Here is a 25,125-nt window from a genome sequence, read left to right as displayed (position 1 = left end):
GGCTTTTGCGATGAACACTCAGGAAAGGATCAAGCAAATCGTCGACGACCATCCGGTCGTCCTCTTCATGAAGGGCACGGCGCAGTTTCCGATGTGCGGCTTCTCGGGTCGCGCGATCCAGATTCTGCAGGCGTGCGGCGTCACCAAGCCGTTCACGGTGAATGTGCTCGAAGAACCGGAAATCCGCCAGGGCATCAAGGAATTCTCGAACTGGCCGACGATCCCGCAGCTGTACGTCAACGGTGAGTTCATCGGTGGCTCGGACATCATGATGGAGATGTATCAGTCCGGCGAACTGCAAGGCGTGTTTGCCGACTGAGCACCGAACGAGCGCCGGTTGAGCGCAAACCGAGCGCTGACCGAGCAACGTCTCGGCTCGTCTGCGCTGCATGACCGCGAACGGACGTTCGCTAGCAGCACCGCAATGCAAAGGGGCCCGTCATTGACGGGCCCCTTTGCATTCATGCCCCAGCGTTCGCATGCCCGCCGGGGCGAAGACGTTTCAGTGATGCGGCACCGGCGCCAGGCCGGCGTCGTCGCTATCCTCGCCCCGCGTGTGCTCGTCGAGGTACTCGGTGTGACGGCCGGTGCCGACGCCCCAGTAATAAAAGCCGAGGGCCAATACTGCGACGACGACCATGTCCCAGCCGAACGGAAGGTAACCGCGGCCACCGAAGCTGGTGCTGCCGCTCCACGAAACCACGGCCATGGCCGGCAGGTAGCAGATCAGCCACCAGGCGCTGCGCAGGTCGGCACCCCAGTGCTGCCAGCCGCTGCGCGCGAGGTAGTAGAAGTAGATCGGCAGCGCGATCACCATCAGCAGGATGATCTGCCCGGTCAGCGGCCAGCGCGCCCAATACAGCACCAGCGACGCGCAGACGAACGCGAACGGCGCGAACAGCTTCATGCCCGGCAGCGTCAGCGGCCGGGACAGGGTCGGCGCGTGGCGGCGCAGCGCCATCACGCTGACCGGTCCGGTCAGGTACGAGATGACCGTGGCGACCGAGATCACGGCCGCCAGCGAGTCCCATCCCCGGAAGAAGAACATGAACACGAAGGCGACCCCCAGGTTCAGCCACATCGCCGGGCGCGGCACCCCATAGAGCGGATGCACGTTGCCGAAGATGCCCGGCAAGGTCTTGTTGCGCTCCATCGCGTAGATCATCCGCGAGGTGGTGGCCATGTAGGTGATGCCGGTGCCGCTCGGGCTGACGAACGCATCCAGGTAGAGCAGCAGCGCCAGCCAGTTAAGGTTCAGTGCGACGGCCAGATTGGCGAATGGCGAGCTGAATTGCAGCATATTCCAGCCGCGCGCCGCATCGGCAGGCGAGACCGCGCCGAGATAGGCGATCTGTAGCATCACATAGATGACCAACGCGAGCAGAATCGACCCAACGATTGCGATCGGCACGCTGCGTGCCGGATTGCGCGCCTCGCCGGCGAGGTTGACCGGGCTCTGGAAGCCGTTGAAGCTGAACACGATGCCGCTGGTCGCCACTGCGGTGAGTACCGCGGACCAACCGAACGGTGCAAAGTGCGCGGTGCTTTCAAGGCCGAGGTTTTCGCTGTGGAAACTCGTCGTGATGAGAGCCAGCACCGTCGCGCCGGGAATCAGGAACTTGAAAACCGTGATCAACGAATTAGCGCGGGCGAACAGCTTGACGCCCCAATAGTTGAGCAGGAAATACAGGACAACCAGCAGGGCCGACAGGACCAGTCCCATCGTCGAGAGCGAGCCGTTGACGAACAGCGCATGTGCCCACGGCCATGGCCACGAACTCATGTATTGGATCGACGCCTCGGCCTCGATCGGAATCACCGAAACGATAGCGATCCAGTTCGCCCAAGCACTGACAAAGCCGACCAGTGAGCCGTGCGAATAACGCGCATAGCGCACCATGCCGCCCGACTCCGGAAACATGGCGCCCAGTTCCGCGTACGACAGCGCGATAGCGAGAATCACGACAGCGCCCAATACCCAGGCCAGGATGGCCGCCGGCCCGGCAATGTGCGCGGCCTTCCATGCCCCGAACAGCCAGCCGGATCCAATGATCGAGCCCAGGCCGGTCAGCATCAGCGCCAGCGGGCCGATGCTTCGCTTGATACCGTTTTGCATTGAAACTCCTAAGCTTACGAACGGCAAGGTGTGCCGTCGCGCGCCGCCGCTCCGCCTGCCGGAAACAGCGAGCGCGCTAGTTTAACTGCATCAATCGGTGTCCTGTATGCGGCGCCGCCGCAATTCCCGGCACCCCAGGGCAGCGGCAAATGTCTCTTAAAAAGAAGTTGACCACTCTCAAAAATCGCCGTATAACGCTGTGAGCAGGCTTTTCAAGCGAGAGTCATTACGCTTGCGAGTCGTCCGGTAACGGTGTTTCGCTTGTCAGATTCATTTCCTTGATTGTCGTGCGTTCGGGACACTGTCCCTTTTTGTTTCTATTTTGGATATAGCAATGGCAGCGACTGGCACCGTCAAATGGTTCAACGATGCAAAGGGCTTCGGCTTCATCACCCCGGACGCGGGCGGTGACGACCTTTTCGCCCACTTCTCGGAAATCCGCGTGGACGGCTTCAAGAGCCTCCAGGAAAACCAGAAGGTGTCGTACGAAGAGAAGACCGGCCCGAAGGGCAAGCAAGCCGCGAACATCAAGCCGATCTAAGGCGCTTGATGCAGGAGTGCCGGCATCGGCCTCCTTCGCAGCAGCAAAAACCCGCGCGGATGCGCGGGTTTTTTTTCGTCCCTGCGTTTCACGCCAGCACGCGGACCGGTTTCGTCGCAGCCGCGCAGCGGCACGCCGGTCCGGTCGCCGGTCCGGTCGCCGAGAGCGGCGTAGATGGATGGCGCTCGCGTCGTCGCTGCGATGCGGCTGGATGCGGCTGGATGCGGCTGGATGCGGCTCGTCTGCCGCAGCGATGTGCGCCGGCAAGCGGCCTTCGGTCGACAGCGATGCGCGAAGGCTACCGACGGCAACCGCGCGGCGGATCGACACCGGCTTGGCCCGCCGCGACGCCGGATCCGCTTGAGGGATCGGGCCGGCGAGCGGCGATGCACCACGCGCAGCGGACGGCAATCAGTCCCGCCGTCGCGCAGCGCAAGGCTGCGCGGGGCACGCGAATGCCCGCGGCGTTCGATACCGCGATGCCGACGGCTGCGACGCCGCGCCGGCCGTCGAGCGCGTCGCCCTAGCCGAACAGACGCCGCGCATAGACGCCCAGACCGGTGGCAACGCTGCCCAGCCGGTCGCCGCTGACCCGCTCGGCACCAGGGAACGCGGCGCTCAACGCATCGCTGAGAAACGCCAGGCCGGTCGATCCCCCAGTCAGATACAGTGCGTCGATTCGCTCGCCGCCGAGCTGCGCGTCACGCACGGTCGCCTGCGCGGCTGCGACGATACGCCCGACCTCCTGCCGGCAGGCTTCGATCAATGCGGCGTCGTCCAGCGGCGCCGCGAGCCCGGATTCGACCATCGAAAGGTCGATCTGCGTCGCGCCACCGCCCGCCACGTCGATCTTCGCCTGCTCGACCCGGCCGATGATTTCATGCCCGAGGTGGTGGCTCAGGATGCGCTGCAGGCGTTCGGGATGGCGCGCATCGGTGTACAGCGTGCGCATGTCGCGCAACCCGGCGAGCCGTTTCGCGCCGTACACGGTGTTGATCAGATGCCAGGTCGCCAGATCGAAATAAAGCCGGTTCGGCACCTCCCGCCCGTCGGTGCCGATCGTGCGATAACCGAACTCGCGCATCGCACCGTCCAGCGCGGCGCGCCGGTCGAAGTCGGTTCCGGCCACGTGCACCCCGCCGTGGGCCAGCAGGTCGTCGCGTCGATCCATGCGAGCCATGCGTGCCGGGCCGACGCGGATCACCGAGAAGTCGGACGTGCCGCCCCCGATATCCGCCACCAGCACGATGCGCTCGCCGCTGACGCGGCGTTCATAGTCGAACGCCGCCGCAATCGGCTCGTACTGGAAGTGGATCTCCCGCAAGCCGGCCGCGCGCGCGGCACGTTCGAGTTCCGCCTGTGCGCGCGCATCGGCGGCGGGGTCGTCGTCGACGAAGAACGCGGGCCGGCCGAGTACCGCGCGCGTCGGCATAGCGCCGGTCTCGCTTGCCGCCCGTTCCAGCAGATGCCGGAGAAACAGCGTGATCACGTCCAGGTAGGCGATCGCCTCGCCTTCGCCCAATTCGGTCGTGCCTTCCGCCAGCGACGAGCCCAGGATGCTCTTCAGGCCGCGCATCAGGCGGCCGTCGTAGCCGGCGACATAGTCGGCCACCGCGGCGCGGCCAAAGCGCACACCGCCTTCGTCCCGGTTGAAGAAGATCGCGCTGGGCATCGTGACCTGCCCTGCCTCCAGGTCGACGAGGCGCACGCCGTCGCCGTGCGCGACAGCGACGGCCGAATTCGAGGTACCAAAATCGATGGCGCAGTCAGTCATGGCAACATTGATGGAAACGGGCGCGCTTTTTAACACGCCGGCCCGGCAATCGCAAGTCGCATCGTCCGCCGCCGAGCACCGGGACGGACGGTGCCCCTATAAGAAACGACACCATGCCGCACCGTGCGGCGAGGAGACACATGAGCGCAAGTGCCCCGAACCCGACCATCGCTGCCGGCCAGGCAATCATCGAGACCAATCTGCCAGCGCGGCTGGACCGCCTGCCCTGGAGCCGTTTCCATACGCTGTTCGCGTTCGGTCTGGGCGTCACGTGGCTGCTCGACGGGCTGGAAGTCACGCTGGCCGGCGCGGTGGCCGGCGCGCTGCAGCATGATGGCACGCTGCACTTCAGCAGCGCGGAAATCGGGCTCGCCAGCAGCGCCTATCTGATCGGGGCGGTCCTTGGCGCACTAGGCTTCGGCTGGCTGACCGACCGGCTCGGCCGCCGCAAACTGTTCTTCATCACGCTCTTTCTCTACGTCGGCGCCACCGCGCTCACCGCGGTCTCGTGGAACCTGGCCAGCTTCGCACTGTTCCGCTTCCTGACCGGGGCAGGCATCGGCGGCGAGTACACCGCCGTGAACTCCGCGGTGCAGGAATTGACGCCGGCCCGCTACCGGGGCTGGACCGACCTGACGATCAACGGCAGCTTCTGGCTCGGCGCCGGCCTCGGCGCGGCGGGCTCGGTGGTGCTGCTCGATCCGGCGACGATCGACCCCGACTGGGGCTGGCGGCTGTGCTTCCTGATCGGCGCGGCGCTCGGCCTGCTGGTGCTCCTGTTGCGCCGCCATCTGCCGGAAAGTCCGCGCTGGCTGCTGCTGCACGGCCGCGTCGACGAGGCCGAGCGCGTGGTCGCCGAAATCGAGGCCCGCGCTGCCCATGGCGCGCCGTTGCCGCCAGTGCCGCCGGGCACCCTGCGCCTGCACGCCCGCGCCCACACGCCGTTACCGCTGGTGTTCGACGCGCTGTTCCGCCGCCATCGTCAGCGCGCGCTGGTCGGCCTCGCGCTGATGATCGGCCAGGCCTTCTTCTACAACGCGATCTTCTTCACTTACGCGCTGGTCCTGACGCGCTTCTACGGCGTGGCGGCCGACCGTGTCGGCTGGTATCTGCTGCCGTTCGCCATCGGCAATTTCCTCGGCCCGGTGCTGCTCGGCCGGCTGTTCGATCAGATCGGCCGCCGTGTGATGATCGCGTCGACCTATGCGCTCTCCGGCATCCTGCTGACCGCCAGCGGCTATCTCTTTTACATCGGCGTGCTCGACGCGCGCACCCAGACGATCGCCTGGATGGTGATCTTCTTCTTCGCGTCGGCTGCCGCCAGCTCCGCCTATCTGACGGTGAGCGAGACCTTTCCGCTGGAAATGCGCGCACTGGCGATTGCCGTGTTCTACGCGCTGGGGACCGGACTCGGCGGTGTCGCCGGCCCCGCGCTGTTCGGCTGGCTGATCGACAGTGCGTCGCGCGGTTATGTGTACGCCGGCTATCTGCTCGGCTCGGCGTTGATGCTGGTGGCGGCCGCGGTGCAGGCGCGCTGGGGTGTCGCGGCGGAACGGCAAGCGCTGGAATCGGTGGCGCGGCCGCTGTCCGCCGTCGACGACTCCGCGGAGCGGCCCTGAACCGCAGCGCGCCGCGCGCTCAGCCGCGCGCGCCTCGGCCGGCGGCGGTGCGTCGCCGGCGGCTCGAGACGGGCGCCGACGCCCGCCAAGGCAACGTCATTCGCCGAAGCCCTTGCCCCACTCGCCGGCGAACGCAATCTGCGATAGCGGCAGGCGGCTGCGCGGGCCGGTTTCGCGCTCGCGCAGCGCATCGTCGAGCTTGGTCGGGTCGCCATACGGCGCGATCGCAATCAGCGCGAGCGCTTCGACATCGTCGGGAATCGCGAATTCGCTGCGCAGCTTCTGCTGGTCGTAGCCGGTCATCTGGTGGGCGACCAGGCCCAGCGCGTGGGCTTGCAACGTCAATGCGAAGGCGGCCGCACCCGCATCGTAGGCGGCGGTCCGGTTCGGCTCGCCCTTGCCGTTCAACTTGTTCGCGAACACACCCACCAGCAACGACGCCGGCTTGACCCAACCTTGGTTGAACGGCACGAGCGCACTGAACGCCCGTTCGTAACTCGCCGCATCGCTCTGCTTGTCCCACACGACGAAACGCCAGGGCTGCACGTTGTATGCAGACGGGGCCCAGCGCGCCGCTTCAAGCAACGCATGAATCTGTTCGGGCGTGACCGGCTTGTCGGCCAGCGCGCGAGCGCTCCAACGGCCGGAGAGAAGATCGTGAATCGCGGTCTCGGTGAGTGCGGGATTGTGCATGGTGTCCTGGTCTCGGCAATCAAGGGCAACAGGCACGTATCGGTCGATTCGCAGCGACGCGATCGCATGCCTGCGGAATAAGCATTCAAGAACGGCGGAGCGTCTGCCGTGCACGGCCATGCCAACGCGACGGATGCGTGCGGCAAGGACCGACGGAAGCGGCCAACGAAAGCGGCGGCGGTCCGCTGCCCGGCGCTCGCCGGTGCCTGGCGATTATAGAAGAAGCATTGCGACCCTGCCGGACGCCCGCCGACCCGTCAGCCGGTCACCCCTTCACTCCGTCAGCCGGTCAGACCAGGCGGCGCGCCTCGACAAAGGGGCACGGACAGCGGCCATGGACAGCGCCCGCCTGCCCGGCTGGCGGCAGCACGACGCTGGAGCATTCGCTCGGCATCGGACAAGGGGCGACGGACGACCACGCACGAAGCCGTGTCAACGCGATGGCCACGTTTCATGCCGTAATCATTCCCCCGACGCCACCGGCACTAGGCAGCGGCATCGCCGCCTCATCGACGCCTCATCGCCGTTGCCACGCGCCATCTCGGCACCCGCGAGTGAGTTCCCTCGGGCCGCGAGTCGGCCGCCGTCGCTTGCTTCATCACCTGGCGAGGCCGACGGCACGGCAATACTAGGCGCTACGGCCATCGGATCATGACGGTAGCAGCGACCGCGCGCATTGCTTCGCGATCCGAAGCATCTTGCGGGATCACCACGCAAAACCCCTGCAAAACAAGGGTTCCTCGCACAATACACGTTACATGCCGCAACAGGGCTGGACTTTTCGCAACAAGCTGCGTAAAATGTCCTGCTTTAGCGGGCCTTGCTGCTCGCGAAACACGACGTCTGAAGCCTTCGTGGACTGTGTATCTCGTGCCAGTGTCTGATGCGAGACATCTCATTTGAGACATCTCATCTGAGAAAACACGGGTTCAGCGATGAATTCATGACTCGGCCGAAGCGCGTGGGCTCAACGTTGCACCGCGCAGATTCGGACTCTTACGCAACGTTTGCAGACCCTTCGCGTTTCTCCATCGGAACGCATCGAGAACGCGTGGCAATCGCCGCGTCTCTCTGGCTGGTTCATCCGGCCGTAGGCTCGTCATCCCTCCATCACGGCAGAGCGGGGCGAGCGAAGACCAATTGCAAGGCAGCTTAGGTTGTCATGCCTGACGAGCGATCGTCGGCTCTCGCGCCGCTCCGGGCGAGGACTGTCGACGTTCGTCTATCCGAGAGGAGCATGAACTTGACACGAGCACTACTCACCCTGCTCGTCGGCGCGTTGCTTTTCGCGCTGGCAGCAGCAGGCCTCTATGAGCTGGTCGGCGCCGACGCGTTCGCCGATTATCAGGACGACCTCGCGTACTACGCGCAGGCACACATGCTGTTGGTGCTCAAATCGATGGGACTGGCGTTGCTGGTCGGCATTCCATCGGGGATCCTGTTGAGCCGGCCCGCGATGCGCGGCTCGGCGGAACGGTTGATGCAGGTCTTCAACCTCGGCAATACCCTGCCCTCGCTGGCGGTGCTCGCCCTGGCGATGGCTTTCCTCGGCATTGGCGAACGCCCCGCCATCCTGGCGCTGTGGCTCGCCTCGCTGCTGCCGATCGTGCGCAACACCTACGCCGGTCTGCGCGCGCTCAATCCGGCCTTGCTGGAAGCCTCGCGCGCGATGGGCATGACGCCGCGCCAAGCGCTGTTCGGCGTCGAACTGCCGAATGCACTGCCGGTCCTGATGGCCGGCGTGCGCACCGCCCTGACGATCAATGTCGGCACGGCGCCCCTCGCTTTCCTGATCGGCGCCGACAGCTTCGGCTCGCTGATCTTCCCGGGCATCTACCTGAACGATTTCGATCAGTTGCTGATCGGCGCATCCTGCACGGCGCTGCTCGCGATCGCGCTGGACGCGTTGATCGCCTGGTCGACCTCTGTCTGGCTCGCTCGGCGCGGACTGGCCCGCTGAGCCGACGGCCGGTGCTCGAAGCCGCGGGCGCTGCCTTCGTACGCGTTCCTGCCTTCCTACGCGTTCCTGCATTCCTACGCGTTCCTGCATTCAAAGGCGTTCATGACGCTCGCTGCCCGATAGTCCGGCCGCTGCACGCCTCCCCTCAATCGCAATCAAGGAGATTCAGTTGAACCAAGCAATCGCATTCCTACACCGGTCCCGCGTTCGCGCCACGCTGCGCACGGCCGCACGATACTGTGCCGGCGCCTTCGCCGCGCTGACGTTGTGCGCCACCGCGCAAGCCGAACCGCTGAAGGTCGGTGGCAAGAACTTCACCGAACAGTTGCTGTTGTCGAACATGACCGCGCAATATCTCCGCGCGAAAGGCTATGAGGTCGACCTCAAGAACGGACTCGGCACGGTCGTCATGCGGCAGGCCCTCGAAGGCAAACAGCTCGACGTGGTCTGGGATTACACCGGCACCGCCTTGATCGTCTACAACCGCATCAAGCAGAAGATGGAGCCGAAGCAGGCATACGAGAAGGTCAAGGCGCTCGACGCCCCGCGTGGCCTGACCTGGCTCGACGCTTCGCCGCTCAACAACACCTATGCGATCGCGATGAAGGCGGACCGGGCCAAGGCGGATGACGTGCATACGCTCTCGCAACTCGCTGCCAAGCTGGGCTCCGATGCAAAGGTGAAGGACTATACGCTGGCCGTCGACATGGAATTCGCCGGGCGCCCGGACGGCCTGCGCGGCATGCAGAAGACCTACGGTTTCCGTCTGTCGCGCGCCAAGGTGCGTCAGATGGACCCGGGCCTGGTCTACAACGCAGTGCGCGACGGCCAGGCCGAACTGGGCCTGGTCTACGCGTCGGATGGCCGCATCAAGGGTTTCGATCTCGTCACGCTGACCGACGACAAGGGCTTCTTCCCGGCCTATAACGCGACGCCGGTGGTGCGTGCCGAAGTGCTGGCCGCTCATCCGCAACTCGCCGCGCAACTCAATCAACTGGCGGCGAAGCTGTCCACCGAAGCGATGCGCGACATGAATGCGAAGGTCGACATCGAGCATCAACCGGTCGACAAGGTAGCGCACGCGTTCCTCAGCGCGCAAGGCCTGCTCTAAGCCCCGACGGCTAGCGTGCCCTGGCGCCGAGGCGCCGGGCGCGCCCTATCCCCTATGGAAATCCTACTTTATCTGCAAGGCAACGCCGCCCGCATCGTCCACCTGAGCCTGCAGCACGCGATGCTCGTGCTGGCCTCGGTCGGCGGTGCGACGCTGGTCGGCGTGCCGCTCGGCGTGGTCGTGGTGCGCTACAAATGGCTCACGCAGATTGCGCTGACGGTGGCGACCGTGTGCCTGACGATTCCGTCGATCGCGCTGTTCGGGCTGATGATGCCGATCCTGTCGCGCTTCGGACTGGGCATCGGCTACGCGCCCGCGATCGCCGCGGTGTTTCTCTATTCGCTACTGCCGATCCTGCGCAACACCTGCATCGCACTGCAGGCGCTCGACCCCGCCGTGCAGGAAGCCGCGCGTGGCATCGGCATGACGTCGTGGCAGCGCCTGCGACTGGTCAACCTGCCATTGGCGGTGCCGGTCATATTGTCCGGCGTGCGCACCGCCGTCGTGATGAACATCGGCGTGATGGCGATTGCGGCCGTGGTGGGCGCGGGTGGCCTCGGCGTGCTGATCCTGCGCGGCATCAGCCAGAGCGACGTCCGCCAGTTGGTGGTCGGCTCGCTGATGGTGTGCCTGCTGGCACTGATCGCCGACTGGCTGCTCGGCCGCCTGCAGCGCCTGTTGACGCCTACCGGAATTCGAACCTGATGATCCAACTCGAGAAACTCAGCAAGACCTTCACCCAGAAGAACGGGACGCAGAGCCGCGCCGTCGACTCGGTCAGCCTGACCGTGCCTGCCGGCAAGGTCTGCGTCTTTCTCGGCCCGTCCGGTTGCGGCAAGACGACCACGCTGAAGATGATCAATCGCTTGATCGCGCCGACCTCGGGCCGCGTGTTGCTCGACGGCGTCGACACGACGACGCTCGACCCGGTCGAGTTGCGCCGCCGCATCGGCTACGTGATTCAGCAGATCGGCCTGTTCCCGAACATGACGATCGAACAGAACATCACCGTGGTGCCGCGCCTGCTGGGCTGGGACAAGCAACGCTGCCATGCGCGGGCAAGCGAGCTGATGGAGATGGTCGCGCTCGATCCGAAGCGCTATTTGCACCGCTATCCGCGCGAGCTGTCGGGCGGCCAGCAGCAGCGCATCGGCGTGATCCGCGCGTTCGCCGCCGATCCGCCGGTGCTGCTGATGGACGAGCCGTTCGGCGCGGTGGACCCGATCAACCGCGAGTCGATCCAGAACGAATTCCTGCAGATGCAGCGCTCGCTCGGCAAGACCGTGCTGATGGTCAGTCACGACATTGACGAGGCGATCAAGCTGGCCGACTACATTGCCGTCTTCCAGAATGGCCGGCTGGTGCAGTTCGCGGAACCGGACGAACTGCTCGCACAGCCGGCCAACGACTTCGTCGCCGATTTCGTCGGACACGACCGAACCCTCAAGCGTTTGCTGCTGGTCAACGCGGCGGACGCCGCGGCCGCAATGCCGAGTGCCGGCGTCGACACGCCGCTTGCGACCGCGCGCACGATGATGGATGACGGCGACAGCCGGCATCTCGTCGTGACCGATGCCGACGGCCGACCGCTCGGCTATGTCGCGCGACGCGACACGGTGGTTGCCGACGCCGATGTGCAACGGTGCGGCGCTCGCCTGCGCGAGATCGCCGCGCATGCCGCCGCTACCGACAACCTCCGCGTGCTGTTGTCGCGGATGTACGAACGCAATCTCAGCTGGTTGCCGGTGCTCGACGCGGACGGCGGCTACTGCGGCGAAGTCACGCAGGAATCGATTGCCGCCTATCTCAGCTCGGGGCGCGCCCACCATGCCTTCAGCGCGGCCCCGCTCACCGCGGCCGCGCCGCTTGGCTGAGCGTTCGGCTGAGCGTTCGGCTGAATGTGCGGCTGAATGTCAGGTCGCCACCGGACGGGCCGGCGCCGAGGTCCCGCCGGTGCATGATCAACCCGCGGCCGAACCCTCTACTCGGCGAACAACTGCCCGATCAGGTCGCGCAACCAGCGATTGCCCGCGTCGCGGTGGTAACGGCGATGCCAGAACACATGTGTCTGCAAGGTCGGCAGCGCCAGTGGCACCTCGACGGTGCGCAGCCCGAACGGCGGCGCCGCGCGCTCGGCGAGCTTGCGCGGCACCGTCACGACGAGGTCGCTCTGGCTGACAATGAACGGCACCGCCACGAAGTGCGGCACCGCGAAAGTCGAGTCGCTGGTGACACCGGCCTGCCGCAGCAGCACGGCGATCTCGTCGTAGGGACTGGCCGGGTTCGCGACGATCAGATGACGCGCCGCGCGAAACGCATCGAGCGTGACCGGACCGTCGCCGAGCGGATGGCCGGCGCGAAACATCGCCAGATGGTCCTGCTCGAACAGACGCCGTTGCATGCAACTCTGCGGCATGTCGTCGAACGCGCCGATCGCCAGGTCGATGCGCCCCGCCGCCAGTTCATCGGGCAGGTCCACTGCGCCGGCACGCACGGTGGCCACCGACACCCGCGGTGCCAGCGCGCTGCACCGCTCGGCGAGCACCGGCATGAAGTACACCTCGCCGACATCGGTCATCGCGATCGTGAAGCGGCGCTCGCTGTGCGCCGGGTCGAAGCCGTCGCGCTCGTCGAACGCGTCGCGCAGCAGGCCGAGCGCCGCCGCCACCGGTTCGGCGAGCCGCTCGGCCAGCGGCGTTGGCTGCATGCCCTCCGGCGTACGTACGAACAGCGGGTCGCCGAACGAACGCCGCAGGCGGGCCAACGCATTGCTGACCGCCGGTTGCGACAGTTCCAGCTGGCGCGCCACCGCCGCGACGCGTCGCTCGCGCAGCAAGGCGTGCAGCACCAGCAGCAGATTGAGATCGAGGTCGCGTAGCGTGCGCATCGGAACATTCATGATGTGAATGTTCGATATTCTCTCATTGACGTCGCCATCGTTGCGACACCGGCGCATACTGCCGGTTCAAACAAGATATGCCGTCCGGTCGCATTGCGTCTGCCGGGCGGGACGGAGACAGGGACGCCTACCGTGGCGCACGCTTCAGGCGGCGACCACGGGTCCCAAGCGATGACGACGCGGCGCGTTCCCGATGGAACGCCTGCCCCTTGTCGCCGACACCCTCCGCTCGCCCACGCCCCGCCCCCGCGTCCGCCGGCTTCCGCCGTGAGGACCGCCATGACCGCCACGCTGCTCGACACCGCGCCCGCCGGCGCGACCACCGCCCAGACCCGCAACACCACCGGCTACCAGTCCGGCTTCGGCAACGAGTTCGCCACCGAGGCACTGCCCGGCGCGCTGCCGGTCGGCATGAACTCGCCGCAACGTGCGCCGTACGGGCTGTATGCGGAGCAACTGTCCGGCACCGCTTTTACCGCGCCGCGCGCCCACAACCGGCGCTCGTGGCTGTATCGGATCCGTCCGGCCGCGATGCATCAACCGTTCACGCTGCTCGGCGACGGCCAGAGCAACGGCCGCCTGGGTGCATTCGACGAAGTCCCGGTGCCGCCGAACCAGTTGCGCTGGGATCCGCTGCCGATGCCGCAGGCGCCGACCGATTTCGTCGACAGCCTGCTGACGATGGCCGGCAACGGCGATTGCCACGCGCAGAACGGCTGCGCGATCCATCTGTATGCGGCCAATCGCTCGATGGCGGGCCGCTTCTTCTATTCGGCCGACGGCGAATTGCTGATCGTGCCGCAACATGGCCGACTGGTACTGGCCACCGAGTTCGGCGTGCTCGAGGTCGAGCCGCAGGAAATCGCGCTGGTGCCGCGCGGTTGCCGGTTCCGCGTCGAACTGCCGGACGGCGAGGCACGCGGCTACGTCTGCGAGAACTTCGGCGCCGCGTTCCAGTTGCCGGACCTCGGCCCGATCGGTTCGAACGGTCTGGCCAACCCGCGCGACTTCCTCACGCCCCATGCGCAATATGAAGACGTCGAGGGCGACTTCGAACTGGTCGCGAAACTGGGCGGCCGCCTGTGGCGCGCCTCGATCGGCCATTCGCCGCTCGACGTGGTCGCGTGGCACGGCAACTTCGCGCCAAGCAAGTACGACCTGCGCCGGTTCAACACGATCGGTTCGATCAGCTACGACCATCCGGATCCCTCGATCTTCCTGGTGCTGCAATCGCCCAGCGACACGGCGGGGGTCGACAACATCGACTTCGTGATTTTCCCGCCGCGCTGGCTGGCCGCCGAAAACACCTTCCGTCCGCCCTGGTTCCATCGCAACATCGCGAGCGAATTCATGGGCCTGATCCACGGTGCCTACGACGCCAAGGCGGAAGGCTTCGTGCCGGGCGGCTCCAGCCTGCACAACTGCATGTCGGGCCACGGCCCGGACGCGGAGACGTTCGAGAAGGCGTCGCAGGCGGACACCTCGCGCCCGCACAAGGTCGATGCGACAATGGCCTTCATGTTCGAGACGCGCCTGATGATTCGTCCGACGCGCTTCGCGCTCGAAACTGCCCAACTGCAGAGCGATTACTTCGAATGCTGGCAGGGCATCCGCAAGCATTTCGACCCGAAGGCCACGCCTGAGCAGGGCTGAGCGCCGCCTCACCGCCACCTCGCCGGCCCGCCGCCTCTTTCGATCTCCCATACGACACGATGACGAAACTCAACGCCACGCACGACCCGAAACAACGCAGCTGGCTGGAATCGGCCAACGCGCCGGACTGCGATTTCCCGATCCAGAATCTGCCCTTCGGCGTGTTCTCGACGCCCACCGACCCGGTGCGACGCGTCGGCGTGGCCATCGGCGATCAGATTCTCGACCTGTCGGTTCTCGAAGCGAGCGGACTGCTCTCGCTCGGTCATGCACAGGTGTTCGCGCAGCCGCGTCTGAATACGTTCATGGCGCTCGGCAAGAACAGCTGGCATCAGGCACGCGCGCAACTCTTCGCGCTGCTGTCGGCCGAAACCGCCACCCTGCGCGACGACCTGGCGCTGCGCCAGCGCGTGCTGGTCGCGCAGGCCGATGCGATCCTCCATCTGCCGGTCGAGGTGCCGGGCTACACCGACTTCTACTCGTCGCGTGAGCACGCGACCAACGTCGGCTCGATGTTCCGCGACCCGAAGAACGCGCTGATGCCGAACTGGCTGGAATTGCCGGTCGGTTACAACGGCCGCGCGTCGTCGGTGGTGGTGAGCGGCACGCCGGTGCGGCGCCCCAGCGGTCAGCTCAAGGCGCCGGATCAAGCGCGTCCGACCTTTGGCGCCTGCCGCAAGCTCGACATCGAATTGGAAACCGGCTTCCTGATTGGCGAGGGCAATGCGCTCGGCGAACCGATCGCCGTCGATCGCGCCGAGGATCATATTTTTGGCATGGTCCTGCTCAACGACTGGAGCGCGCGCGACATCCAACAGTGGGAATACGTGCCGCTCGGGCCGTTCAACGCGAAAACCTTCGCGACGTCGATCTCGCCGTGGGTCGTGACGATGGAAGCGCTCGAACCGTTCCGCGTCCAGCAGCCCGCGCAGGAGCCGGAACCGCTGCCCTACCTGCGGCAGACCGGCGCCGCCGGCTTCGACATCTCGCTCGAAGTGCGCATGCAGGCGCCCGGCGCGCAACCCAGCGTCATTTCGCGCACCAGCTTCAAGCACATGTACTGGAGCATGGCGCAGCAGCTGGCCCATCACACGGTGTCCGGCTGCAACACGCGCGTCGGCGATCTGATGGGCTCGGGCACGATCAGCGGTCCGACGCCCGACAGCTGCGGCTCGCTGCTCGAAATCACCTGGAACGGCCAGAACCCGTTGTCGATCGACGGCGGCAAGCGGACCTTCATCGAGGACGGCGACACGCTCACGCTGGCCGGCTGGTGCCAGGGCGACGGCTACCGCGTCGGCTTCGGCACGGTCACCGGCACGATCGAACCGGCGCTCGACGCAACCCGGTTCGGCGCGGCCCTCTGAGCGTGGCGATGCGGCTCTACACCTACTTCCGCAGCTCGGCCGCCTATCGGGTCCGGATCGCGCTGAACCTGAAGGGCCTGGACTACGAAGCCGTGCCGGTGCATCTGGTGCGCGGCGGCGGCGAGCAGCTGCAGGACGCCTACCGCGCGTTGAACCCGGACTGTCTGCTGCCGACGCTGGTCGACGGCGACACGTTGATCACCCAGTCGCTAGCGATCATCGAGTACCTGGAAGAACGTCATCCGAGCCCGGCGCTGCTGCCGGGCGACGCCGCGCAGCGCGCGCTGATCCGCTCGCTGTCCCAGGCAATCGCAAGCGAAATCCATGCAGTCGACAATCTGCGCGTGCTGAAGTACTTGCAGACGACGTTGGGCGTGGACGACGCCGGCAAGAGTGCGTGGTACCGGCACTGGATCGAATTGGGGTTCGCTGCGTTCGAGAAGCGGCTGGCGGAGCGGGACAGCAGGTTCTGCGTCGGCGATACACCGACGTTGGCCGACTGCTGTCTGATACCGCAGGTCTTCAACGCGCGGCGCTTCAAGATCGATCTGACTCCCTACCCGCGGATCGTTGCGGTCGATGCGCAATGCGCGACGCTCGACGCGTTCCAGCGCGCCGCGCCCGGCGCCCAGCCCGACGCGGAATGACGGTCGGGCGCCGCGGCGCCCGCGCAGTGCGTTGCGGCGGCACGGCGCGCGCCGACCACGCTCCCGCCCTGCGCCGACGCGACGGCTGTCGGACCAGGCACCGCGCGCGATGGCGTGGCGCATGCCCGCTTCAAACGCGGTCCAACGCGTCGCGTACAAATTCGAGATGTGCCCGCATTGCCTGTTCGGCGCGCTCCGGCGTGCGCGCCGCGATCGCCTCGGCGATCGCGCGGTGCTGCGCGCACCAGGCCGACGTGTCGACCGCACGCAGTTGAGCACCGTTGCGCACCAGGTGCGAACCCAGCAGCAGACGCGTGGTCCCCTGCCAACGAACGAACATTGCATTGTGCGACGCGACGGCCAGTGCTTCGTGGAAAGCGGCGTCGAGGGCCGCACGCGCTTGCGCGGACAGGTCCGGCTCGCTCATGCGGGCCACCACTGCTTCAAGTGCATCCAGGTCATGCGGCTCGGCGCGCACGGCGGCCGCGCGCGCCGCCGCGCATTCGATCGCGACGCGGAATTCGAGCAGGTCGTCGCTGAAGGTCTCGCTTTCCCCATTCAGTTCCGACCAGGGCGAACGCGTGCCCGCGTGCAGACGGTCGCTGACGAACACGCCGCTGCCGGCACGCTTCACGAGCAGGCCGCGGCCACACAGTTGGCGCAGCGCCTCGCGCACTGTTGAGCGCGCGACGTCGAGCGACGCCGCCAATTGTCGCTCGGATGGTATGCGGCCGCCTGCCTGCCAACTGCCGTCGCGCAGGCGTGTCTCGAAAAAGTCGACCAGCCTTTCCACACGCCTCGAAGTTGCACGCTCCATGGCCATCCTTGATATCGGTCCGGCGGAACCGATCGCTCGGCCCCGCTGCCGGCAACTGGTCCGACCAGTTTGCGCCGTGCCGGGCACATCGAGAATCATCGCTGTCGGTGCGCGTCGCTAGCCGAGCGCCCACCTCAGTCATGAAGCGGATCATCCCATGAAAAGACGTCTCTACCAGGGCAGCGACCTGTCGCGCGTGTTGTCCATCGAAGAACTGGCCGGCTTCGCGCGCCGACGCGTGCCGCACGTCGTGTTCGAATACATCGAGGCGGGCGCGGAGGACGAGCGCACCCTCGCGGCGAACCGCGGCGCGTTCGACCGCTGGCGCTTCTGCCCGGACACGCTGGTCGATACGTCGTCGCGCAGCATCGCCACCACGCTGTTCGGCAAGCCGTCGGCGTCGCCGCTGATCGTCGCACCGACCGGCTTCAACGGCCTGGCGTGGCCGCGTGGCGATGTTGCGCTGGCGCGCGCGGCCGCGGCGGCGGGCATTCCGTTTACGCTCAGTTCGTTCTCGAATACCGCGCTGGAGGAAGTCGCCAACGAGGCCGGCGGCCGCCTCTGGCTGCAGCTCTATGTGTTGCGCGAGCGCGAACTGAGCCGGCGCCTGCTCGAACGCGCGGCCCAGGCCGGCTATGAGGCCCTGGTCGTGACTACCGACGCGAACGTGATGAGCGGGCGCGAATGGGACAAGCGCAACTTCATCGCGCCGGGCAAACCGACGCTGCGCTGCCGGCTCGACATGCTCGCCCACCCGGGCTGGCTGCGCACCCACTTGAAACACGGCATGCCGGCGCTGGAGAACGTAAAGGACTTCATTCCCCCGCATCAGCAAAGCGTTGCGCAGCGGATGGCCTTCGTGGTCGACCAGTTGCAGCCGAACCTGAGCTGGGACGACATTCGCTGGCTGCGCGGGCTGTGGCACGGCAGACTCGTCGTGAAGGGCATACTCAATGCGGGAGACGCGCGACGCGCGTTCGACTGCGGCGCGGACGGCATCGTCGTCACGAACCATGGCGGACGCCAACTGGAGTCCTGCGTGTCGTCGCTCGACGTGCTGAGCGAGATCGTCGACACGCTCGCCGGACGCCTCACCGTGCTGGTCGACGGCGGCTTCCGGCGCGGCGGCGACATCCTGAAGGCCGTCGCGCTTGGCGCCGACGGCGTGATGACGGGGCGCGCGACACTCTACGGCTTGACTGCCGCGGGCGAAGCGGGTGTCTCGCATGCGATCGGGCTGCTGCATGGCGAGATGAACCGTACGCTCGGCATGCTTGGCCGCAACAGCATCGCGGCCTTGGGTCCGGACGTGTTGCGCAAAGTGTCCTGACCCTGCGGCGCGCCCGCGCGGCAGTCGGGCCGGACTGCCGGCCGGCCCAGCTCGCCAGCGTACCCCGCGTCAGTCCACCTTGACCTTCGGCTGCACGCGACGATTGATCCAGTCCGCGAACCAGGTCAGCATGCCGCGCCGCCATCCGTGCAGTTCGAGTTGGTGCGTGCGATACAGCATCGTGTGACTCAGTTGCGCCATCCGGCCGCGCAGAAATGCGCCCTTGAACAGGCCGTACTTCGCCAGCATGCCGTAGGCATCGTAATGACCGAGCGATACGACGGAGCCGTATTCGCGGTAGTCGAACGGCGGAATCGCCTTGCCCTCCAGCCAGCCGGGCAGATGGCGCGCGAGGTGCCGCGCCTGCTGGCGGGCGACCTGCGCCGTCGGCGCCAACGGGCGCTCGTGGCCCGGCAACAGCTGGCTCGCGCAATCGCCCATCGCGAAGATATGCGGATCGCTGGTGAGCAAGGTCGGATCGACCAGCAACTGCCCGCCCCGCGTCTTGTCCAGCCCGGTCACCGCGTTCAGGAAGTCCGGCGCGCGCACGCCGGCGGCCCAGACCGTGATGGTCGCGGGCAGCCGGGCGCCGTCGGCCAGTTCGACCGAATCCGCATTGACCCGCGCCACGCGCGCGTCGGTCATGACCGTCACGCCGAGCCGGCCCAGTTGAACGGTGGCGGGTTGCGACACGTCCTCCGGGAACGCGGGCAGGATGCGCGGGCCCGATTCGATCAACGTCGTGCGCAGATGGCTGCGCATGTCGCCGCCGTCGGTCGCGTACGCATTGGCCAGCTCCAGCCCCATGCTGACCTCGGCCGCCAATTGCACCCCGGTGGCGCCGGCGCCGACGATCGCCAGGTCGACCACGCCATGCTGGCTCACCGAGCGCAGCACCTCGGCCCGCAACGCATCGTTGAACAGGCGGGCCTGGTTCAGGTCGTCGACGAAGCGGGCATGCTCGACCGCGCCGGGCGTCTGGAAGTCGTTGGCGCGGCTGCCCACCGCCAGCACCAGTACGTCGTAGTCCAGTTCGCGCGCATCGACGACCATGCGGCTCGGGCCCATCACCAGCGGCGCCAGCCGGATGCGGCGCGCCGTCGTGTCCAGTCCGCTCATCTCGCCCGGCCAGTAGTGGAAGCCGTGCTCGTGCGCGTGCTGCACGAACGACACGCGCTGCTGGTAGATACTGGCGGTACCGGCCGCGAAGGTATGCAGCATCGGCTTCCAGACGTGCTGCGCGCTCTTGTCGACGAGCGTGACCTCCGCCTGTCCGGTACGGCCGAGCGCATGTCCGAGGCGTGTGGCGAGCATCAGGCCGGCGATGCCGCCTCCGACGATGACGATCTTCTTCTTGCTGTGCATGGCGACGCCGGCGCGTGAGCAGAAATGTTACGGAAAGCGCATTGTGGCAAGGAATGCGCGATGCCCTCGCCGATGAACCGCATGTTCCACCGCGCGCGGTCGTGCCGCGAGCGGGCGCTTTCCTTACAGAACCCGCGGCGCCGGTCGGCCACAAGGATCCCGTTGCGTGGCGCGCCGGGGCCGATCGCGCCGCCGGCGCGCGCCGGATCGCACACGAACCTTACAGGCGCCCGACGCCGGAACGCGCCATCATCCGGCTCGCTGCGACAGTCGGCCGCGAGCGCAGCGGCACTGAAGCCATGCTGAAGCGGCACCGACGCGGCACCACGCGGCCCGCCCGCCCCCTGGCGGCGCCCGGCCGGCCGCCTGTCCGAGGCGCGGCAGCGGCGCGCCTCCCGGCGAAACGCGTGCCTCGCGTCGCCGCCACGGTCTGCAGGCGCCAGCTTGCGGGAGTACCATCGTCCCGATCCGCCGCACCGCCCACCAGGCTGCGGCTCAACCTCGTCTTCCGGAGGCGCGAGACAATGGGCTACCCGAACACCCAGCTGTACATCAATGGCGAATGGCAGGACGGCGAGCGCGACATCGCGGTGGTCGATCCCGCGAACGAAGCCGAAATCGGTCGCCTGGCGCTTGCCGGCCGCAGTCATCTCGAAGAAGCCGTGCAGGCGGCGGCACGCGGCTTTGCCACCTGGCGCCGCACCTCGGCGTTCGAGCGCAGCAAGGTGATGCGTCGCGCCGCCGATCTGTTGCGCGAGCGCGCCGAGACCGTTGCCGCCAACATGACGCGCGAGCAAGGCAAGCCGCTCGCCGAGGCGCGCATCGAAACACTGGGCGCGGCCGACACGATCGACTGGTTCGCCGAAGAAGCGCGCCGGACCTACGGACGAGTCGTGCCGTCGCGCAACGAGCAGGTGCGCCAGTTGGTCGTGCGCGAGCCGATCGGTCCGGTCGCCGCGTTCACGCCATGGAACTTCCCGATCAACCAGGCGGTGCGCAAGGTGTCGGCGGCGCTGGCCGCGGGTTGCTCGGTGGTACTGAAGGGACCGGAGGAAACGCCGGCGAGCTGCGCGGCATTGGTGCAGGTCTTCGCCGACGCCGGCCTGCCGGCCGGCGTGCTGAACCTGGTGTTCGGGGTGCCTGCGGACGTCTCCGGCTTCCTGATTGCGCATCCGCTGATCCGCAAGATCTCGTTCACCGGATCGACGCAGGTCGGCAAGCAACTCGCCGCGCTCGCGGGTCAGCACATGAAGCGCGTGACGATGGAACTGGGTGGTCACGCGCCAGCGATCGTGTTCGCCGACGCGGACATCGGCCTCGCCGCCAAGCTGCTGGCGGCAGCGAAGTTCCGCAATGCCGGGCAGGTCTGCGTGTCGCCGACCCGCTTCCTGGTCGAGGCACCGGCGCTGGCCGAATTCACCGAACGCTTCGCCGAGGCCGCGCGCGCGGTCAAGGTCGGCAATGGGTTGCAGGACGGCGTGAAGATGGGACCGCTGGCCAATGTGCGTCGGGTGGAAGCGATGGAGCGGCTGGTGGCGGACGCGAAGGAAGCCGGCGCGAGGGTCGTGACCGGCGGTGAACGCATCGGCGGCGGCGGCTATTTCTTCGCCCCGACGGTGCTGACCGACGTACCGCAAAGCGCCCGCGTGATGAACGAAGAACCGTTCGGCCCACTGGCGCCGATCAGCGGCTTCTCGTCGTACGACGAGGTGGTGGCCGAGGCCAATCGCCTGCCCTATGGTCTGGCCGCGTACGCATACACGACTTCGACCCGTACCGCCGCGGCGATCGGCGCCGACGTCGAGAGTGGCATGATCTCGATCAACCAGCAGGGCCTGGGCATGCCGGAGACCCCGTTCGGCGGTATCAAGGACTCCGGCTACGGCTCCGAGGGCGGCAGCGAGGCGATGGAAGGCTACTTGGTCAGCAAGTTCATCTCAGAAGGCCGCTGAACCGCGCGAGCCCGACGGATCGACTGCGGGCCCGGCAGCGGACACTTCCGTCCGGCGCCTGAGGCGCTGCAAGAATGCGCGCCTGGCGCCGGCGGCAACGCGTACTGGCGACAATGCATCGCCGACAATGCGCTGGCGGCCGTGGTCCCGGCAGCTGGCCGGCAACCCCGCTGGGCAGCGACAAAGCCGGCGCAAGGCCGGCTTTGTCGCATCAGGCTTGTCTGCGCTGCGTTGCCGCTGCCAGGGCGCCTGCTTGTCGCATATTTGCGGCCCGCTTGCCGCTCATTTGCCGCTCAGCCGTCCCTTACTTGCCGGCCGTGACCAAGTGGAAGCGCAACTGCACATCGGCCGCAACGACCGACGTGTCCGCCCAGTCGCCCTGACCGACGCCATAAGTCAGGCGGTTGATCGGCAACGTGCCGTCGAACACCTGCTGCTTGCCGTTCTGCTGGAATTTCACGGTCGTGGTCGTATCCACCGTCTTGCCGCGGATCGTCAATTTGCCCGCCACCGTGAACGTACCCGGGCCGGCCGACTTGATCGAGGTCGAGACGAAGGTCGCCTTCGGATGCGCGGCGGTGTCCAGCCAGTCCTTGCCGCGGGCGTTCGTGTTGAAGCTGGCCTCGCCGAGATCGAAACTGTTCGTATCGACATCGATGCGTGCCTGGCTCTTCTCCGGATGGGCCGGATCGAACTGCAACGTCGCGCTGAAAGTCTTGAAATGCCCGGTGACGGGCACGCCCATCTGCTTGAACACGGCATCGACGGTACTGCCCGGCGCCAATGTATCGGCGAACGACGCGACCGGTGCGGCGGCGAGCAGGGCCGCGCCCGCGACCGCACGTGCAAACGTTGTGAAGCGGAAAAGCGTCATCTGACTATTCTCTCGAAATGACCGACGTATCGGTCGGCAGTGGAAAGGGACTGACGGGCGAGCCGGCTTGCCTCCGTGCATGCATGCTCGCATGGGCGAAGGCGAACCGCGCGACGGCCATTTCAGCCGCCGTGGCGGGCGCCGTTGCGCGCTGGTGGCGAAGAGCGGCCCGGCAGCATGCGGTACAGGATCGGCATCCTGTCGATCAGCTCATGCTTCACCACCGCGAGCAGGTGTCCGACGACAACCGCCGCCAGCGTGTAATCGCACACGATGTGGACGGTCTTCAGCATCGCGGACAGCGTCGGATTCGGGGCGATCAGCGTCGGCAGCGGGAGGACGCCCAGGTAGACCACCTGCACACCCGCCGCTGAACTGTACAGATAACCGCTGATCGGCACCGCGAACATCAGCAGGTACAGCAGCCCGTGACCGGCCTCGGCCGCCAGGCGCTCCCACTTCGGCAGCGCTGCGGGAAACGGCGGCGCCGGATGCGTGGCGCGCCACAGCACGCGCAGCACGGCCAGCGCGAGCACCGTGACGCCGAGCCACTTGTGCCAGGCGAAGTAGCGCAGCTTCATCGGCGTGAAGCCCGGGATGTCCGTCATGATCCAGCCGATGGCCCAGGCAGCGATGATCAGTGCCGCGATCACCCAGTGCAGGGCGATCGCGGGGCCGCGGTAGCGTGTGTCTTGGCTGGCTCGCATGAAAAGGTCCGAGTTGGCAATGCCAGCAATATAGCGCTGGCGGCAACACGAATAAACCGTTGCGAAGCAATCGATACGATCGATTTTCTAGATGACGCGGCGGACCCTCCGTGCCGTCGTCAGAACACCATCAGGCCGACCACGAACACCACGCCCGAGAACAGCATGGCCGTCACGCAATAGCCCATGATGTCGCGCACGCCAAGTCCCGCGATCGCCAAGGCCGGCAGGGCCCAGAACGGCTGCGCCATGTTGGTCCACGCTTCGCCGTAAGCAATGGCCATCGCCGCCCGGCCCAGGTCGGTACCCAGCGTCTGGGCCGCCGGCATCACGAACGGCCCCTGCACCACCCAGTGACCACCGCCCGACGGCACGGCGAAGTTGATCAGCGCCGAGCTGAGGAAAGTCAGCAGATCGAAGGTCTGCGGCGTGGCGATATCGACGAACCACTTGGTGATGATGCCGGCCAGCCCGGAGTGATCCATCAAGGCCTGGATGCCCGCGTAGAACGGGAACTGGATCAGGATGCCGGCGGCGCCCTTGGCCGCTCCGCCCACCGCGCGCGCATAGGCCATCGGCGTCTTGTGCAACAGCATGCCGACCGCCAGGAAAACGAGATTGACGGTGTTGATATCGAGATTGAAGCCGGTGCGACTGGTCCGCACCGCCAGGTAGGCGACCGTGAACGCCGCGACCACGATGCTCAAGAGCCGGCTCTCTTCAAGGCGCTCGGCGAACGTCGCGTCCGGCCCGAGCTTGCGTTCGACCACCGGCGCCTCTTCGAGCAACCGAGGATCGATCGCAACCACTTCGCCCGGCTTCGGCATCATCAGCCGCGCCAGCACCGGCAGCAGCACGATCAAGCCGATCGTGATGAACGCGTTGTAGCCGGTGAAGATGGTGGCCGACACCGGGATCAGGCCGACGGTCGCCTCCATCGGATTGCCCTTGGTCGCCGCGACCAGCGGCACCGAGCCGGAAAAGCCACCGTGCCAGGTCAGGAAACCCATGTAGGCGCTGGCGACCAGCAGGCGGTAATCGCAGCCGGCCACACGGCGCGCCACCTCGCGCGCGAACATCGCGCCGAGCACCAGTCCGAAGCCCCAATTGATCGCGCACGCGCAGGCGGACAGGAACGCGACCAGCATGATGCCCTGGCCGGGCGTGCGCGCCAGCGATGCCAGCGCGGTCAAGCCGCGCTTGATCGGTGCCGAACTGGCCAGTGCGTGACCGGTGACCAGGATCAGTGCCATCTGCATCGCGAACGCAAGCAGATTCCAGAAACCACCGCCCCACATCAGCGCTAGGTCGGCCGGGCTGTTCGGTGTCAGGCCGAGCGCCATGCCGAACGTGATGATCGTCAGCAGGATGGCGAAGATCAATGGATCGGGCAGGAAGCGGTGAATGACCTGCGTGCAGAATCTTGCGATGCCTTGTACCACGATGGACTCCTCTCGTTGTTATATCCGGCGGTCGGTTCGACGGCCCGGGTCGCCGACGCGCGGAGGATTCTTGATCCGCGCCGCGCCGGGGATTGGCGGAGATTGTCGAGGCGAATGGCTGCCCAGTCAAACAGACCGGTGGGCGCGAAAACGACGCTTGCGCCGGCTGCCGGCGCGCGCAGGCCAACGCGGTGGGAAGAGACGCGTGGCGGCAAACACAGGCCCATGGAGGCGCGCGTGGCAACGCTCGGGCGCGAC

Annotated in this window: 21 protein-coding genes; 12 read left to right on the top strand and 9 right to left on the bottom strand. The window is 66.8% G+C overall.

Annotation, left to right across the window (positions count from 1 at the left end):
* Nucleotides 1-10: 10 nt before the first annotated feature.
* Nucleotides 11-319, top strand: a complete 309-nt coding sequence (gene grxD, locus BLU54_RS17705) for a Grx4 family monothiol glutaredoxin (RefSeq protein ID WP_091911440.1) — start codon at nt 11-13, stop codon at nt 317-319.
* A 183-nt stretch (nt 320-502) separates the two neighbouring features.
* Here the strand turns inward: grxD and BLU54_RS17700 are convergent, their stop codons facing one another.
* Nucleotides 503-2,116 (bottom strand): APC family permease, encoded by a 1,614-nt coding sequence (locus tag BLU54_RS17700; protein WP_091911326.1) that lies wholly within the window; start codon nt 2,114-2,116, stop codon nt 503-505.
* 334 nt (nt 2,117-2,450) lie between these two features.
* On the opposite strand from BLU54_RS17700, the gene BLU54_RS17695 reads away from it, so the two are divergent.
* The gene (locus BLU54_RS17695; protein ID WP_091911324.1) at nt 2,451-2,657 is read left to right on the top strand and encodes a cold-shock protein; all 207 of its coding nucleotides are present in this window, start codon (nt 2,451-2,453) and stop codon (nt 2,655-2,657) included.
* A 523-nt stretch (nt 2,658-3,180) separates the two neighbouring features.
* Here BLU54_RS17695 and BLU54_RS17685 read toward each other — a convergent pair.
* Nucleotides 3,181-4,431: an Hsp70 family protein gene (locus tag BLU54_RS17685; protein ID WP_091911320.1), complete on the bottom strand. Its 1,251-nt coding sequence runs from the start codon at nt 4,429-4,431 to the stop codon at nt 3,181-3,183.
* Between the two features lie 140 nt (nt 4,432-4,571).
* Between BLU54_RS17685 and BLU54_RS17680 the strand changes: the two genes are divergently transcribed.
* Nucleotides 4,572-6,050 (top strand): MFS transporter, encoded by a 1,479-nt coding sequence (locus BLU54_RS17680; protein ID WP_091911317.1) that lies wholly within the window; start codon nt 4,572-4,574, stop codon nt 6,048-6,050.
* A gap of 96 nt (nt 6,051-6,146) precedes the next feature.
* On the opposite strand, the gene BLU54_RS17675 is transcribed toward BLU54_RS17680, so the two are convergent.
* Nucleotides 6,147-6,743: a nitroreductase family protein gene (locus BLU54_RS17675; protein WP_091911438.1), complete on the bottom strand. Its 597-nt coding sequence runs from the start codon at nt 6,741-6,743 to the stop codon at nt 6,147-6,149.
* A 1,243-nt stretch (nt 6,744-7,986) separates the two neighbouring features.
* Between BLU54_RS17675 and BLU54_RS17670 the strand changes: the two genes are divergently transcribed.
* The 4 genes from BLU54_RS17670 (at nt 7,987) to BLU54_RS17655 (ending at nt 11,688) form a co-directional block, all read left to right on the top strand.
* Nucleotides 7,987-8,703 (top strand): ABC transporter permease, encoded by a 717-nt coding sequence (locus tag BLU54_RS17670; RefSeq protein ID WP_328586144.1) that lies wholly within the window; start codon nt 7,987-7,989, stop codon nt 8,701-8,703.
* Nucleotides 8,704-8,872: 169 nt separating this feature from the next.
* The gene (locus BLU54_RS17665) at nt 8,873-9,814 is read left to right on the top strand and encodes a glycine betaine ABC transporter substrate-binding protein (RefSeq protein WP_407919440.1); all 942 of its coding nucleotides are present in this window, start codon (nt 8,873-8,875) and stop codon (nt 9,812-9,814) included.
* A 54-nt stretch (nt 9,815-9,868) separates the two neighbouring features.
* Nucleotides 9,869-10,519 carry an ABC transporter permease gene (locus BLU54_RS17660; RefSeq protein WP_091911313.1) on the top strand — a complete coding sequence of 217 codons (651 nt, stop codon included), beginning with the start codon at nt 9,869-9,871 and terminating at the stop codon, nt 10,517-10,519.
* Nucleotides 10,519-11,688: an ABC transporter ATP-binding protein gene (locus BLU54_RS17655; protein WP_091911311.1), complete on the top strand. Its 1,170-nt coding sequence runs from the start codon at nt 10,519-10,521 to the stop codon at nt 11,686-11,688. Before BLU54_RS17660 ends, BLU54_RS17655 begins: the two co-directional genes overlap by 1 nt.
* A gap of 107 nt (nt 11,689-11,795) precedes the next feature.
* Here the strand turns inward: BLU54_RS17655 and BLU54_RS17650 are convergent, their stop codons facing one another.
* A complete protein-coding gene (locus BLU54_RS17650) occupies nt 11,796-12,701 on the bottom strand; it encodes a LysR family transcriptional regulator (RefSeq protein WP_091911433.1) in 906 nt (301 codons plus the stop codon).
* 291 nt (nt 12,702-12,992) lie between these two features.
* Between BLU54_RS17650 and hmgA the strand changes: the two genes are divergently transcribed.
* Genes hmgA through maiA form a run of 3 tightly spaced genes read left to right on the top strand, consistent with a single transcriptional unit; the run spans nt 12,993 to nt 16,380 of the window.
* On the top strand, nt 12,993-14,366 hold the full coding sequence (gene hmgA, locus BLU54_RS17645) for a homogentisate 1,2-dioxygenase (RefSeq protein ID WP_091911309.1): 1,374 nt from the start codon (nt 12,993-12,995) through the stop codon (nt 14,364-14,366).
* A 59-nt stretch (nt 14,367-14,425) separates the two neighbouring features.
* The gene (gene fahA, locus BLU54_RS17640; RefSeq protein WP_091911307.1) at nt 14,426-15,733 is read left to right on the top strand and encodes a fumarylacetoacetase; all 1,308 of its coding nucleotides are present in this window, start codon (nt 14,426-14,428) and stop codon (nt 15,731-15,733) included.
* Between the two features lie 8 nt (nt 15,734-15,741).
* Nucleotides 15,742-16,380 carry a maleylacetoacetate isomerase gene (gene maiA / locus BLU54_RS17635; RefSeq protein WP_091911431.1) on the top strand — a complete coding sequence of 213 codons (639 nt, stop codon included), beginning with the start codon at nt 15,742-15,744 and terminating at the stop codon, nt 16,378-16,380.
* A gap of 130 nt (nt 16,381-16,510) precedes the next feature.
* Here the strand turns inward: maiA and BLU54_RS17630 are convergent, their stop codons facing one another.
* The gene (locus BLU54_RS17630; protein ID WP_170845205.1) at nt 16,511-17,197 is read right to left on the bottom strand and encodes a FadR/GntR family transcriptional regulator; all 687 of its coding nucleotides are present in this window, start codon (nt 17,195-17,197) and stop codon (nt 16,511-16,513) included.
* A 157-nt stretch (nt 17,198-17,354) separates the two neighbouring features.
* On the opposite strand from BLU54_RS17630, the gene BLU54_RS17625 reads away from it, so the two are divergent.
* Complete coding sequence (locus tag BLU54_RS17625; RefSeq protein ID WP_091911303.1) at nt 17,355-18,527, top strand: alpha-hydroxy acid oxidase; 1,173 nt, start codon at nt 17,355-17,357, stop codon at nt 18,525-18,527.
* Nucleotides 18,528-18,596: 69 nt separating this feature from the next.
* On the opposite strand, the gene BLU54_RS17620 is transcribed toward BLU54_RS17625, so the two are convergent.
* Nucleotides 18,597-19,892, bottom strand: a complete 1,296-nt coding sequence (locus tag BLU54_RS17620) for an NAD(P)/FAD-dependent oxidoreductase (RefSeq protein ID WP_091911301.1) — start codon at nt 19,890-19,892, stop codon at nt 18,597-18,599.
* Nucleotides 19,893-20,416: 524 nt separating this feature from the next.
* Here BLU54_RS17620 and BLU54_RS17615 point away from each other — a divergent pair.
* The gene (locus tag BLU54_RS17615) at nt 20,417-21,844 is read left to right on the top strand and encodes an NAD-dependent succinate-semialdehyde dehydrogenase (RefSeq protein ID WP_091911429.1); all 1,428 of its coding nucleotides are present in this window, start codon (nt 20,417-20,419) and stop codon (nt 21,842-21,844) included.
* A 304-nt stretch (nt 21,845-22,148) separates the two neighbouring features.
* Here the strand turns inward: BLU54_RS17615 and BLU54_RS17610 are convergent, their stop codons facing one another.
* From BLU54_RS17610 to BLU54_RS17600, 3 genes are all read right to left on the bottom strand, one after another.
* Nucleotides 22,149-22,718, bottom strand: a complete 570-nt coding sequence (locus BLU54_RS17610) for a YceI family protein (RefSeq protein WP_091911299.1) — start codon at nt 22,716-22,718, stop codon at nt 22,149-22,151.
* A gap of 122 nt (nt 22,719-22,840) precedes the next feature.
* On the bottom strand, nt 22,841-23,425 hold the full coding sequence (locus tag BLU54_RS17605) for a cytochrome b (protein ID WP_091911297.1): 585 nt from the start codon (nt 23,423-23,425) through the stop codon (nt 22,841-22,843).
* A 119-nt stretch (nt 23,426-23,544) separates the two neighbouring features.
* Nucleotides 23,545-24,867, bottom strand: a complete 1,323-nt coding sequence (locus tag BLU54_RS17600; RefSeq protein ID WP_091911295.1) for a TIGR00366 family protein — start codon at nt 24,865-24,867, stop codon at nt 23,545-23,547.
* Between the last annotated feature and the right edge of the window lie 258 nt (nt 24,868-25,125).

It is taken from the genome of Chitinasiproducens palmae (assembly GCF_900095735.1).
GTDB classification, from domain to species: Bacteria; Pseudomonadota; Gammaproteobacteria; order Burkholderiales; family Burkholderiaceae; genus Chitinasiproducens; species Chitinasiproducens palmae.
The sequence above is the reverse complement of the archived record's forward strand: the minus strand, read 5'-3'. Positions and strand labels throughout refer to the sequence as shown.